The organism is Paenibacillus glucanolyticus NBRC 15330 (assembly GCF_004000885.1).
Classification (GTDB): domain Bacteria; phylum Bacillota; class Bacilli; order Paenibacillales; family Paenibacillaceae; genus Paenibacillus_AQ; species Paenibacillus_AQ glucanolyticus.
Genome location: NZ_BIMC01000002.1, coordinates 37,285 through 50,051, shown reverse-complemented (window position 1 = coordinate 50,051; position 12,767 = coordinate 37,285). Strand labels below are relative to the sequence as shown.

Annotated in this window: 13 protein-coding genes; 2 read left to right on the top strand and 11 right to left on the bottom strand. The window is 49.7% G+C overall.

Going from position 1 to position 12,767, the window contains the following annotated elements:
* Nucleotides 1-222 precede the first annotated feature (222 nt).
* Nucleotides 223-924, top strand: a complete 702-nt coding sequence (locus tag PGL02S_RS03975; protein WP_036641491.1) for a MerR family transcriptional regulator — start codon at nt 223-225, stop codon at nt 922-924.
* A gap of 125 nt (nt 925-1,049) precedes the next feature.
* Here the strand turns inward: PGL02S_RS03975 and PGL02S_RS03970 are convergent, their stop codons facing one another.
* The 4 genes from PGL02S_RS03970 to PGL02S_RS03955 all read right to left on the bottom strand — a co-directional run bounded on the left by PGL02S_RS03970 (nt 1,050) and on the right by PGL02S_RS03955 (nt 5,254).
* On the bottom strand, nt 1,050-1,943 hold the full coding sequence (locus tag PGL02S_RS03970) for a DUF4097 family beta strand repeat-containing protein (protein ID WP_036641489.1): 894 nt from the start codon (nt 1,941-1,943) through the stop codon (nt 1,050-1,052).
* A gap of 125 nt (nt 1,944-2,068) precedes the next feature.
* Nucleotides 2,069-3,412, bottom strand: coding sequence for an ABC transporter substrate-binding protein (locus PGL02S_RS03965; protein ID WP_036641488.1), 1,344 nt, complete (start codon nt 3,410-3,412; stop codon nt 2,069-2,071).
* Nucleotides 3,413-3,506: 94 nt separating this feature from the next.
* Entirely contained in the window at nt 3,507-4,331 is an 825-nt protein-coding gene (locus PGL02S_RS03960) for a carbohydrate ABC transporter permease (protein WP_006211861.1), read from the bottom strand.
* Complete coding sequence (locus PGL02S_RS03955; RefSeq protein ID WP_036641486.1) at nt 4,328-5,254, bottom strand: carbohydrate ABC transporter permease; 927 nt, start codon at nt 5,252-5,254, stop codon at nt 4,328-4,330. Before PGL02S_RS03955 ends, PGL02S_RS03960 begins: the two co-directional genes overlap by 4 nt.
* 313 nt (nt 5,255-5,567) lie before the next feature.
* On the opposite strand from PGL02S_RS03955, the gene PGL02S_RS03950 reads away from it, so the two are divergent.
* Nucleotides 5,568-5,876 (top strand): HXXEE domain-containing protein, encoded by a 309-nt coding sequence (locus PGL02S_RS03950; RefSeq protein ID WP_228029957.1) that lies wholly within the window; start codon nt 5,568-5,570, stop codon nt 5,874-5,876.
* A 108-nt stretch (nt 5,877-5,984) separates the two neighbouring features.
* On the opposite strand, the gene PGL02S_RS03945 is transcribed toward PGL02S_RS03950, so the two are convergent.
* From PGL02S_RS03945 to PGL02S_RS03915, 7 genes are all read right to left on the bottom strand, one after another.
* Complete coding sequence (locus PGL02S_RS03945) at nt 5,985-6,644, bottom strand: class II aldolase/adducin family protein (RefSeq protein WP_036641482.1); 660 nt, start codon at nt 6,642-6,644, stop codon at nt 5,985-5,987.
* Nucleotides 6,645-6,748: 104 nt separating this feature from the next.
* Nucleotides 6,749-8,029 carry a TRAP transporter large permease gene (locus PGL02S_RS03940; RefSeq protein ID WP_006211865.1) on the bottom strand — a complete coding sequence of 427 codons (1,281 nt, stop codon included), beginning with the start codon at nt 8,027-8,029 and terminating at the stop codon, nt 6,749-6,751.
* The gene (locus PGL02S_RS03935; RefSeq protein WP_006211866.1) at nt 8,029-8,529 is read right to left on the bottom strand and encodes a TRAP transporter small permease; all 501 of its coding nucleotides are present in this window, start codon (nt 8,527-8,529) and stop codon (nt 8,029-8,031) included. The genes PGL02S_RS03940 and PGL02S_RS03935 overlap by 1 nt, the downstream gene beginning before the upstream one ends.
* A 29-nt stretch (nt 8,530-8,558) precedes the next feature.
* Nucleotides 8,559-9,545, bottom strand: coding sequence for a TRAP transporter substrate-binding protein (locus PGL02S_RS03930; RefSeq protein ID WP_036641478.1), 987 nt, complete (start codon nt 9,543-9,545; stop codon nt 8,559-8,561).
* 76 nt (nt 9,546-9,621) lie between these two features.
* Nucleotides 9,622-10,647: a zinc-dependent alcohol dehydrogenase gene (locus PGL02S_RS03925; protein WP_036641475.1), complete on the bottom strand. Its 1,026-nt coding sequence runs from the start codon at nt 10,645-10,647 to the stop codon at nt 9,622-9,624.
* Between the two features lie 51 nt (nt 10,648-10,698).
* Nucleotides 10,699-11,352 (bottom strand): GntR family transcriptional regulator, encoded by a 654-nt coding sequence (locus PGL02S_RS03920; RefSeq protein WP_036641472.1) that lies wholly within the window; start codon nt 11,350-11,352, stop codon nt 10,699-10,701.
* A gap of 21 nt (nt 11,353-11,373) precedes the next feature.
* Nucleotides 11,374-12,765, bottom strand: coding sequence for a four-carbon acid sugar kinase family protein (locus tag PGL02S_RS03915; RefSeq protein WP_036641470.1), 1,392 nt, complete (start codon nt 12,763-12,765; stop codon nt 11,374-11,376).
* Between the last annotated feature and the right edge of the window lie 2 nt (nt 12,766-12,767).

The following is a 12,767-nucleotide window of genomic DNA, read 5'->3' as shown; positions in this document are numbered from 1 at the left end:
ATCACCGTTTTCAAAGGCGTAATCCGTCACATCACTTTAAGGTTTATGTACAATGTTTGTTGGCGGTTTATCCGTGTACCATCGCACGGACTAGATAATGGGCTATAAATAGTTCGTTTCGTTATTTTCCCATCAGGCTTCTTTTCTTTGACCCTTACTTCATGATACAATCCCCCAGAAAAAAGGATTATGGCAGATCCGCGTAAGGCAAGGGGGACCATTATGGGCATCAGACCGATTGATATAGCAAAAAAGCTGGGGATTACCACAAGTGCACTCAAGCACTATGAGAAATGGGGAATCGTCCCTCCTGCTGAACGTGCCCCGAACGGATACCGGGTATATACCGAGGAGCATGCCGCTTATTTTGAATGCATCAGGGCCATGTTTCCCGGTTTCGGTGTAGATGTTACTAAGAAAGTGATGGTCAAACTGCAGGAACGAGAAGTGGATGAAGCGCTTTGGATCGTAAGCGAGGTACAAGCCCGCCTTCAACAGGATAAAATCCTTGCAGAGCGGACGATCCGCATTCTGGATACCGAGCAGCTTGATATTGTAGATGCCCGTGGCCGGAAAAAAGAGCTGACGATCGGTGATGTTGCCGCTGAAACCGGCGTTCCCACCTCGGCCATCCGCCACTGGGAGAAGGAAGGCATTCTTAACCTGCCTCGAGATCAGGACAACGGTTACCGGAAATTCGATGATGCTCAGATCCGGCAGATTATGATCATTCGTATTCTCCGCTCGGCCAATTACCCGCTGGAGGTCATCAAGGATGTATTGCAAGAACTCGAGCACCATCATGTCCATAACGCCAGGCGGGTACTGAAGGACACGCTGGTGTATCTGAATTACCGCAACCACAACCAAATGCGCGGCGTACACTACCTATACCAGTTATGCCGAGTATTGAAATTAGTGTAATTCCAGTTCCCTTTCATATTGTGGTGTACACATACAACAAACCAGCACGGATGGAACACATCCGTGCTGGTTTGTTTCTTGCATTCTATGACCTTATGATTCCTGTGACCGTATGCACACGATTTCTATGGATTAACCTTAATGGAGCCCACCGAGGTCGATAGGGATATCGCAGCTCCGCCACCGTTCACGTCGCTCTGCCCCCGGCTTGCGCCTGTAATCTGCCCAAGCTCGGTTTGGGTATCCAGCGTATACTTCATCTGCGGCGCAAACGTGGTCGTGATGCTCCCTGCCGACGTGTTAACCGCCAGGGTGCTGTCCTTATCGATCTCCTCAAGCAACATCTTGACGCTGCCGGCTTCGGTTACGATTTTGGAATTCCCCGTAATTTCCGTTTTGTTGAGCTGAATCTCCCCGGTCCCTAATCGAAGATCAAAAGCCCCCTTCAAATCGTTCACAAGGACCTTTCCGACATCATTATTCATGCGAACCTCTTGAAGGGCTTCCGGCACTTCGATCACATAATCAATCATGAACCCGGAATCGCCAAACTGCTTCTGCGACCAATCCCACAGACTCGTGCTTGAGTCCTCTTTAGGATGGGTTCTTAATTCCAGCATGCCGTCCTTGAGTGTAAAGGAGCTGGCCGCCTGCTCTGTAACCTGGGTACGGATGTTATCGTTCTTAAAGAAAGCTTCGTTAAACCACACGGTTGTTTTTACTTTGATCTCGCTGTCGGATGCTGCGATGAGCTCGATATTGCCCACGGCATGGTCAACAACTAATCCCTCGGCTGTGCCGATTTCCTGGGCCGCCGTCAATTCGAACTCTTTCCCCTCCCGCTTGACATGATCGCTGATTGCCACCGCGGAATCTCCTGCAATATTCCCAACCTGTGCTAATTTATCAAGCTCCTGAATGACGGCTTCATCTGCGTTGTTGGCTGCATCACACCCGACCAGCACGGCAAAAACCATTAGCGATGCGATTTTAACCGCCATCGTTCTTTGCTTTTTCATGTTATGATCCTCCCAGTCCATTCCTGTTTATGTATAAATCCATTATAACTGGATGGCAGGATTTAACACGCTTCCCTGGACTGGTTGCTTCCTGGACTTTAGTCGGGGGCAAATGATTGAAAGTGCTACTTCACGGTTCGATTATAGTCCTGAATTTTAGCCGTGATTTCTTTGGCGGCATCATCTAGTGCCTGCTGCGGAGACTTTTTGTTGTTAAGCACTTCTTCGATTGCGCCTTCCACGATCTGCCTCGCTTCCGGAAAAACCCCCATCACCGCACCTTGTGTCGCCTTGACCAGTTTCGTCTGATGCAGCTGATCAATCGCGGTTTGGAACTGCGGGAATTTCTCCAGATTTTCCTTCACACTGTCCTCCTCATACGCCTTCGTTGTGATCGGAAAATACCCGGTATTGATATGCCAGTATGCTTGCTGTGATGGAGAAGTCAGAAATTTAATAAATTCCCATGCGGCCTTTTGCTCTGTGTCAGGACGACTGTTCATCATCCACAAGCTTGCTCCGCCAACGATTACTCCTCCTTCAGCCGAGCCTGCAGGCTTGGGAAGGAACCCCGTTCCCACCTCGAATTTCCCCTCCGCACTGTCAACCAGTCCTTTCAATGCCGCAGTCGAATCCAGAATCATGGCAACTTGGCCTGCCGAGAAAGCCTTTTTGGAATCGTCGGTCTTGCGTCCCAGATTGTTGGCAGCCTTCGAATCAATCAATTCCTTCCACCAGGTTAATACCTTTACTCCAGGTTCCGTGTTTACTAGTGATTCCGTTGCCAGATCATCACGGCCATTCCCATGATTCACGTATTCAGCACCTTGGCTCGCGAATAGCTGCTCCATGAACCAGCCGTAAATCGCGAAATTAGCGCCCACGGCTTTCCCCTTTTTCGATATCGTTTCGGCCGCAATCGTCAACTCTTCAAACGTCTTCGGAGGATTCTCCGGGTCTAGTCCGGCATCCTTGAACAAGTCCTTGTTATAATACAATATAGGATTGGATGAGTTGAACGGCATCGAGTACAGTTTGTTCTCGAATGTATAATAGCCGCTGATATTCGGTTCAAGTTGAGCCGCATCCCATTGGTCCGCATCAATGAAGTCCTGCATGGGGGTAATCAGTTTGGAATCAATCATAAAACGGCTGCCAATCTCGTACATCTGCACAACGGACGGCCCCTCGTTTGTACCCATCGACGCCTTTAATTTGCTTAACAAATCATCATAAGTCCCCTGATACACCGCTTCAACCTGTACCTTATCCTGGGACTCGTTAAAGTTGGCGACAAGCTGGTCAACCACCTTGGTTGTCGCTCCACCCATCGCATGCCAGAACACAACCTTTTGCACGCCAGCTTCTGTCTTGCTGCCAGTATCCGTCCCCTTCGCCGGCTCCTCCCCCATATTAACGTTGCATGCACTCAGCAGCACCATGACCGCAGCCAGCACCACACCAATCATCCTGATTCTTCTCTTCCTCACACCAATGCCCTCCCTTTTCTATTCAAAATAACAACCTATGATAAGCCTGCATAAGTGCAAGCGCACCACTTCATTAGCCCTTCAACGCACCTGCCGTAATTCCGCGAACCAGTTGTTTTACGCCAAAAGCGAGCAGCACAAACGACGGGATCAGTACAATCGTCACGCCCGCCAAAATCAGATTCCATGACATCACTTCGGCATGCTGGAGCATGGCGACCCCGATCTGCACCGTGCGCATCGACGCCTTGTTCGTAATGAGCAGCGGCCACAGGAAGTGATTCCAATGGGTAAGGAATGTATACACTGCCAGCGTGGCAATGGACGACCGGGACAACGGGAGCACCATGGAGAAATAACAACGAATATGACCGCATCCGTCGATCTTGGCCGCATCAAACAGCTCGCGCGGAAGCTGCAGGAAGAACTGACGGAGCAGAAACACCCCAAAAGCACCCGCCATGAAAGGTACGATCAACCCTTGGTAGCTGTCCATCCATCCCCAATCCTTAATTGTCAGATAGTTAGGAATAATCGTCACTTCCCATGGAATCATCATCGTGGACAGGAAGAGTCCGAACAGCACGGCCTTCCCCTTAAAATTCAAAAATGCGAATGCGTAAGCCGCCAGACTCGAAGTAATAACTTGACAGAGCATGATAGCGGTAGAAACAATAAAGCTGTTCAGAATAAAGCGGACGATGGGAAACCCTGAAATGGCTTCCGCGAAATTGCCCAGGTAGAAGCTCGACGGGAACAACGGCGGCGGAAAATTAGCTACCTCCTTCTCCGTCATAAAGGAAGAGAACACGGTAAAGATAAGCGGATACAACACGACCAAAGACAAGAGCAAAAGCAGCAGATACGTGAATGCGGACGCAGCTCTTCGCAGGATCATTGATAATGCACCTTCTTCTCCAGTACTTTGAACTGCAGCAGAGTCAAGAGCAGAATAATCGCAAACAGAATCAAAGCCTGCGCGCTGCCAATGCCAAATCGGAAATTAACGAACGCATCCTGATAGATGGAGTAAACCATCACATTGGTGGAATTGATCGGACCGCCCTTCGTCAAAATGTGAATTTGCCCAAACGCCTGAAATGCACTGATAACCGAAACGATCAAGGCGAAGAAGATGGTCGGTGACAGCAGTGGCAGCACGATTTGCAGAAATGTCCGAATCGGCCCGGAGCCGTCCATTCTAGCGCTTTCGTAAATCTCTTCCGGCACCCCTTGTAATCCGCTTGACAGCAGAATATACAGGAATCCCATGTTCATCCAGATGGTCATGATGGAAATGGAGATAAGCGCCCACGAAGGATCGGTTAACCAGGGAATCGGCCCGACATGAACGAGACTTAGAAAATAATTCAGCATCCCTGCCGTAGGATGAAACAACAGAAACCAAATAATCGAGCCGGTTCCGACCGAAATCACGATGGGCAAGGAGAAGATAAACTGAAACACCTTCATGCCGCGCAGCTTGTTGTGGGTAATGGCAGCCAGGAATAGCGACCAGATTAAGGAGGTAGGGACCGTGAACAGTATAAACATCAAGGTGACACCCAAATTTTTATAAAATTGTCCTGTCGATAAGAGCCGGATAAAGTTCTCCAGCCACACAAATTCGACCACTTGACCTCGGGGATCGGTAATGGTCATGCTAAGATAAACTGATTTCAACATCGGATAGAACAGAAACATCACAAATACGATGATGGAGGGTGCCAAAAATCCATAGGCTAAAGCATGCTCTTTCCAAACTCTTTTTCTTACCTCCTTAGATTTTCTGTCATTTAAAACGCTTTCATAATTAGGCAATTGCCATTCCCCTTTCTTTGGGATATTCCCCTCAAACCGAAATGGAAAGCAAAATTCCGCAAAAAAAGAGAACAAAAAAAGTCACAAAACTGCATGCCTAAACAGACAAGCAATGATGTGATTCTCCTGTTCTCCATCACATATGTAGCTGCTCCTATATTACAATCGACTCTCAAATATTGTCAACGAATATTCACATATGCATATAACCCATGTATTGTAATTTCCGGTGGGACAAGAACATCACCCTGCAATTTACACGGGCTGTACTTCTGATCGGCTCTGACTCACCAGCATTACCTTCGTGACTGCCTTGCACTTTGAACCCGGCAGCGGCCTCAATGCCCTGTTTACCGGCTTCGTTGCGGTATTCCTGCTGGACGGCATAAAGCATGTAGGAGCTTCTATCGCGCTTAAAGCGTATACGCCCGGTGTCATTACGGCAGCGCTTCTGGAAATCCCATATGGCATTTACACCCTTTATCGCTTCCTGAACGAAGATTTCGTTGAACCTGCTGCACTCCCAATTGGAACTATGATTTCCTTACCCGTCGTACTTTGTTTGGTATGGTTTGGTCTAACGCTTGGGAAGCAGATTGCGCCCATTCGCAGAGATTGTTAAACGTTCGAAGTTGATGCCTACTCGTGTTTTTTTAAAAAAAATGCCGCCGGATCTCATCATCCGGCAGCATTACATTACTTATTCATCATGTTATCCAAAGCTCTGTGTTTAGCTCCAGTTACGTCTAGGCTTGTACCCGGCTTTCTCCAGGAATTCCAGCTCCGTCTCCGGGCCAAGTCCTTGTATGCCCACCTTCGCGCTCATCGAAGTAATCAACATACGGCTGGCAACCTCCAGCGTCTGCAGTGCCATCCGGGCTTCGCGGATGGTGGTATCATAAACAACCACGCCATGGTTCTCAAGCAGCAGCACATTGGCAAGCTTGGCCTTTTTCCGAACGCCTTCACCCAGCGCATCACTTCCTGGATGACAATACGGCACTCTTTCTATTCGCTCCAGGTAATACATCGTCTCAACGAACATGTTCGAAGGAATTTCCAGATCTGAACACGCAATAAGCGTCGTATAGAACGGGGAAGCATGGAGCACGGCTCCGATCTCCGGACGGCTTTCGTAAATCGCTCGATGCATGGGGGTTTCTTTGGACGGTTTACGTCCCTCGGCTCCATACACGTTCCCGGACAGATCGCATTCGATCAAGTCCGCCTCCTCCAGTTCTCCGAGGAAGGTACCGCTGGCCGTGACCACGTAACGATCACCTTCGCTCCTAGCAGAGATGTTGCCTGCATTTCCCCAAGCCAGATCGTATTGCATCATATATTTACCGGTATGCTGCAGTTCTTTTCTAATCGTCTCCACGTTAGCCATGAGATCGACCTCCTGAATCAGTTTATATTTTTCACTTGAGATTCCCTTACTAGTACACGTTGACTTCTACACGTTGACTTCTACACGTTGACTTCGTGAGTCCCTTATTTGCCGCCCAACAAGTTTGGCAGGAACATCGACAATTGCGGAAGAAACGTAATCAACAGTAAGTCTATAATCAGCACAATATAGAACGGCACCATGCCTTTGCTGATCTGATCCAGCCGGATTTTTGCAATCTGCGCGGATATAAACAGGTTGATGCCAAGCGGCGGTGTACACATCCCAATCGCCAGGTTGACGATCATGATAATCCCAAAATGGGTTGGATCAATACCGAACTCGGCAGCTACAGGAGCCAGCAGCGGCGCTAATATAATAATCGATGCATTGGACTCCATGAACATTCCTACGATGAGCAGGAATACGTTAACCAACAGCAGGAATACGATTGGATTATCGGATATGTTCACGAAGAAGCCAGCAACTGCCTGTGGAATTCCTTCGCGCGTCATAATCCAGCTGAACAATCCGGCGCTTGCAATGATGAACATAATGACAGAGGTCGTAATCGTAGATTGCGTCAGAATGTTAATCAGCTTGGAGAATTTAATCTCTTTGTAAACGAATACGCCAACGATGAAGGCATAGGCTACAGCAACGCCCGCGGCCTCTGTTGGCGTGAAGATACCGCCATAGATTCCGCCAAGGATAATGATTGGCATAAGAACTGCCCAGAACGACTCCTTGAAAGCCTGCCATACCTCTGCGCGCGTCTTTCTTTTTTCCCGTGCGTAGCCTTTGCGCTTAGCAATCATGTAAACGGCTATCATCAGCGACAATCCAATCATCAGTCCCGGAATAAGTCCCGCCATAAACAGATCACCGATTGAAGTCTCCGCCGCTACCCCATATAGAATCAATGGAATACTTGGCGGAATGATAACCCCCAGCTCACCCGATGTTGCCTGAAGGGCGCCCGTGAAGTTCTTATGATATCCTCGGGAGATCATCGCAGGAATCAGAATGCTGCCAAGTGCTGCCGTTGCAGCAGCGGAAGAGCCTGATATCGCAGCAAAGAACATCGACGTTACAATCGTTACAAGTCCAAGTCCGCCGGGTAAATGACCTGTCAGTGCATTGGCCAGATTCACGAGCCTTCTTGAAATTCCGCCAAATTCCATTAATGTCCCTGCAAATACGAAGAATGGAATCGCCATTAAGGGGAATGAATCCGTTGACGTGAATGAACGCTGAACCAGAACAAGCAGCGGCGTGCCGCCTTCCCACCAGATCGCCACCGCCGAAGCCATTCCCATTGAGACGGCTATCGGTACGCTGATAGCGAAGAAAAGGATTAGACATCCGAATAGTATGATAGGCATTATAATCCTTCCTCCTTCGCTGGCGGTAGTTTCTCGGAAACAATCGTTTCCAGAATGACCGCTACCGCATTGATAATGAGCAGCATCGCCCCGACAGGAATCGCCGCATAAGGGATCGACATGCTGAGTCCCATGGCTGCCGACGACTGCACGGATACCCGATTCAGAATATCAATGCCCTGGACCAGCAAAAGAACAAAAAACACAATGCATATCACCATCACGGTAATGCGGATAACCTTCTTGTTTACTTCACTCACCAGCTCCGGCAGCAGCTCGATCGCAACCAAACGGTGATGCCGCAGTGCAAGCGAGGAACCCAGGAATACGAGGTAAACCATCAAATATCTCGCAAGTTCCTCGGACCAGTGAAGTGGATAACCGATAATCCGGTAAATAATCTGCATGATAATCAGGATGGACATTACACCCAGGATCATGGCCACTGCGATGCCCACGAGTTTGTTGAGCGCGTCGATCGCTTTTAATGTCTGCCGCATGGCTTATCCCCCCTATTGAGAAAAAATGGTTATGGCGTATTAATAATTTTGTCGTAAAGCTCTCTTCCGTACATGTTGGCAAAGCGTTCATGCACGGATTTGGCAGCGGCCTCGAATGGACCTTTTTCAACCTCAACGAACTCGGTTCCAAACTCCTTCAGTTGATTGATGATCTGCTCTTCCTGCTCAAACACCAACTGATTCTCATATTCGGTGGCTTCCTTGGCAGCCTCTTCAACCGCTTGCCGCTGGAACTCATTCAAGCGTTGGTACGTCACTTCACTCATAGCAAGCATCACGTAGCCGTATACATGATCCGTCATCATCATATATTTCTGGACTTCCTGAATTTTGGAGCTTGCCGTAAAAGCAACCGGGTTCTCCTGTGCATCGATGACTCCGGTTTGAAGCGAGGAGTACACTTCTCCGAAGGCCATTGGCGTCGGCGTAGCGCCCATCGCTTCCCAAGCTGCAATGGAAGCCGGAATCTCGGGCACGCGGATTTTCAAACCGCGCAGATCGCTTGGCGTTTCAATTTTCTTGTTCGCGGTCAACTCGCGCGGGGTTCTCATCCAGAACTCCAAGCCACGGACCTCGGCATTATCAAGCAAGCTCTGCTTCAGTTCATCTCCGACATCACCATAGAGCACATTCTCCAGATGCTGCTTGTCGCGGAACAAATATGGCAGCTCCAGAATGGCATAAGGACTATAGAAATTGGATAATACGCCGGCCGGCAGTGCAAAATCCACCGACCCTATCTGCATGCCTTCGATCAGGTCTCGGTCATTCCCAAGCATGGAGCTGGCATAAACCTCGACCTCAATCTCTCCGTTCGTTTTCTCCTTGACCAGTTCCGCAAATTTAAGCGCACCGAGATGCCATGGATCGGATTCGCCCGTAATATGGCCGAGCCTCAGCTTGATCGGACCATCGCTCGTATTGGGCCTGGTTATAAATAAAGCGCTTACAATGAGCAGTGCAACCACCATGACAACTGTGATTCTTTTCCACATTTGCCGTTCCCCCAATCTGATATGAAGTTCCTGCGGCTTCCGTCCCTAGAAGCAGAAGCCGCGGGGAATATGCTGATTATTCAAAGGTGATAATGACTTTCAGAGATGAATCTTCTTTCTTGTCCACCAGGCGGAAGCCTTCCGCCGCCTCTTCATAAGGCAGACGATGGGAAATGATTGATTTGACATTCACCGCCCCGCTGGACAACAAATCAATGGCCGAAATGGTATCTTCACGCGTATAGGTCATGCAGCCCACAATTTCTTTCTCTGTTTGCTGCAAATTTACGATATCGAAGGTTTGCGTGCCATGGAACATCGCAATCGTTACGCAGCGGCCGCCTTTGCGAAGCAAGGAAAGGGCATCATCCACGATTCCCGGAACGCCGGCCGCAATCAGCACCTTATCAAATTCGCCTGCAATGTCTGCCTTGGCTTCCTCTGTCCAATGATCCTTGCCGTGAATATTTAAGGTGTGAGTCGCTCCCATCTCCTTCGCGGATTCAAGCGCGTAATCCATCACATCGGTAACCATCAGTGTTGTAGCCCCTGCCGCCTTGGCTGCCGTCATGGCGAGCAGCCCGATCGGACCAGCTCCAAGAATGGCAACTTTGTCTCCAATTTCAATTCCGGCTTTCCTTACCGCATGAACCCCTACCGCAAACGGTTCAACGAGCACACCCAGCTCATGGTCCAGATGATCCGGCAGTTTGAACACACACGTCTCCGGGGCGGCAAAATATTCAGCCATCGAGCCATACCAGCCCTTCAGGCCAGGCGCTCCCCGCTCCGCGCAATAATTCGTTCTGCCGGTAAGGCAATAATCGCATTTGCCGCAGCCCACCTGCGGCTCAACGGTTACCCGGTCCCCCGGCTTGAAGGAGGTGACGTCCTTGCCGACCTTCACGACTTCACCGGACAATTCATGTCCGATAATGACCGGCGGCTTCCGAAACAGATGCAATCCCTTGTAAGTATGAATATCCGAACCGCAAATACCGGCGGCTTTTACCTGTATCAATACTTCCCCCGTCCCGATCTCCGGTATATCCACGTCTTTAACGACAACTTTGTATGCATCCTCCACATATACAGCCTTCATTGTCTCTCCCCCTTGTTGTAATTCAAGCTTCACGGTATTCGTATCTCTCTGTTATATAAAAAGCGCTTGCTTCGATTCCTGCAAATGACGGCGCATCACGTCCGCACTGCTCTCCTTGCCAGTCTTCAGCGCTTCGTAAATCTTCCAATGATCCTCCAGGAACTTCTCCATCCGATGCGGATCCTTACGCAAATGTCGGCGCGTGATCCGCTGCAGATGATCATGGTAGTTCAGCAGCACCCGGTGAATCTCCTGATTGCCCGTGCATTCGCAGATAATCAGGTGGAAGTCATGGTCGGCCTGGGCAAAATTCTTCACATCAAGTCGGCTGACGATTTCTGCCGTTTCTTCCAGATTGCCTTCCAGCTCCTTCTCCTGTTCAGGCGTGAGTCTGGTTTCGATCTGCTGGCAGTTGAACGTCTCAAGCGCAATCCGCAAATCATATATATCCACAATCCGGTTCACGGACAGATCATTAATGATGATGCCCTGCTTCGAGGAAACGGTGACAAACCCCTCGGTCTCCAGCCGTGTCAGTGCCGCTTTAATCGGCGTCTTGCTCATCCCAAGCAGCTCAATCAATTCCCTCTCGGACAAAAATCTTCCCGGCTCAAATTTCTCATTCAGAATGCTTTCCTTGATTTCATTGTAGGCCACATCCTTTAACAGAAGAGAAGATGCCCCTTTGCTTTTATCCATCGTCATTCGTGTATTCTCCTATCTTGGCTATTCATTCGGTTCAAGCGAACCGGCATCCCGCACGTTAATAAAATAATCCGGTGATCCCAGCTGCCCACCCTTAAGCGCCAGTTCCAGACCGGCAAGTCTGGCATCGTCTGAATATACCCTGCACAGTGGAGCGCCCGGTGAAACATCCCATATCATCTCCAGCCCGTATACACCCATTTCACTGGTGACAAAACCGGAGGTATCTCCTCCAGCAATGACAACACGGCGAAGGCCCGGGTTCTGATCCATGATCCGTTTGGTCAGCTTGCCAAGCCGTCTCCCGATAAACTCACCGGTTTCCGCTCCGGACAGCCCAAGCGAATTCAACCTGCTGCGTGTCTCTCCGATGGCTTCATCCTCAGGACCAAGTGCAGTGTACAGCACCACGCTCTGTCCTTCAGCGAGCTTGTCCGCTGCTTGATGGATCCATTCCGACAGGGTCGTTTCATCCGTATTCTGCATCATGTCCGGCGTTATGCGTATTCCATGAAAACCTTCGGCTATCGCCCGCTCAATCTGAAGCTGAGTGACAGGCGATGCACTCCCTGACATAACCAGAATTGTATCGGTTGGCTGAATACGGGCATCAGGTCCGTTGTTCTCCGATGAGTGCGAGCTAAGTCCAAGCTCATCCCAATGAGCAGCAAGAGCATATTCAACGCCAGAGGAACCGACAACAAACGTTCCCGTCCCTTCCGGCTTATCCTGAATGAGCTCCCCACATCGCTTGAGCCTGTATTCATCCAGAGCATCAAATAACAGAATTCCCGGTTTCTCTACCAGTTTATCATGATATCGGTGATGAACCGTATCCTGGTCTCCGTCAAGCTCTACGATATCCATCAAAGCGATCACTTCCGAGGTCTGCCCGGCAAGGTGAAGACGCAAATCCGCCTCATGCATCGGAGTGGAAGGATGCTTCGACATCACGGGGTGCCGATCCAAACGGTACACCGTATCATGCATTTTCGCAAAATGCTGGCCAAACAGCGTATAACGTCCGAGACGGGGCGCGCCGACCAGCAGCGGAACCGTAACCTGGTCAGGAAAATAGTCTCTTGCCACCCTAATCGCATGGCCTATGCTGCCAACCTCTGGAGAAGAATCGAAGGTTGAACATGTCTTATAGTGGACGAGCGGTGCGCCGCTCATGGACAGCTTCTCGAATACAGGCCGAAGCTCGGCCTCCATATCCTCTGGAGATTTGGCTCTGCTTGTACCTGCTACACCTACACAGCGAATGCCTTCAAACTTCTTCAGCCGCTCAAGCGAAGGTGCTTCCAGAAACAATACCGTGCGGAAACCGCTTCGGGCCAGTGCCTCCATCGCATCCGTCGAACCGGTGAAGTCATCGCCATAGAAAGCAAGCAGCAGCTCATTGTTGTTCATGC

Bases quoted from the DNA above. Each gene is read 5' to 3' on its own strand.
- PGL02S_RS03975 (WP_036641491.1), top strand. From the start codon at position 223: ATGGGCATCAGACCGATTGATATAGCAAAAAAGCTGGGGATTACCACA.
- PGL02S_RS03970 (WP_036641489.1), bottom strand. From the start codon at position 1,943: ATGAAAAAGCAAAGAACGATGGCGGTTAAAATCGCATCGCTAATGGTT.
- PGL02S_RS03965 (WP_036641488.1), bottom strand. From the start codon at position 3,412: ATGATTGGTGTGGTGCTGGCTGCGGTCATGGTGCTGCTGAGTGCATGC.
- PGL02S_RS03960 (WP_006211861.1), bottom strand. From the start codon at position 4,331: ATGATCCTGCGAAGAGCTGCGTCCGCATTCACGTATCTGCTGCTTTTG.
- PGL02S_RS03945 (WP_036641482.1), bottom strand. From the start codon at position 6,644: ATGGCTAACGTGGAGACGATTAGAAAAGAACTGCAGCATACCGGTAAA.
- PGL02S_RS03940 (WP_006211865.1), bottom strand. From the start codon at position 8,029: ATGCCTATCATACTATTCGGATGTCTAATCCTTTTCTTCGCTATCAGC.
- PGL02S_RS03935 (WP_006211866.1), bottom strand. From the start codon at position 8,529: ATGCGGCAGACATTAAAAGCGATCGACGCGCTCAACAAACTCGTGGGC.
- PGL02S_RS03930 (WP_036641478.1), bottom strand. From the start codon at position 9,545: ATGTGGAAAAGAATCACAGTTGTCATGGTGGTTGCACTGCTCATTGTA.
- PGL02S_RS03925 (WP_036641475.1), bottom strand. From the start codon at position 10,647: ATGAAGGCTGTATATGTGGAGGATGCATACAAAGTTGTCGTTAAAGAC.
- PGL02S_RS03920 (WP_036641472.1), bottom strand. From the start codon at position 11,352: ATGACGATGGATAAAAGCAAAGGGGCATCTTCTCTTCTGTTAAAGGAT.
- PGL02S_RS03915 (WP_036641470.1), bottom strand. From the start codon at position 12,765: ATGAACAACAATGAGCTGCTGCTTGCTTTCTATGGCGATGACTTCACC.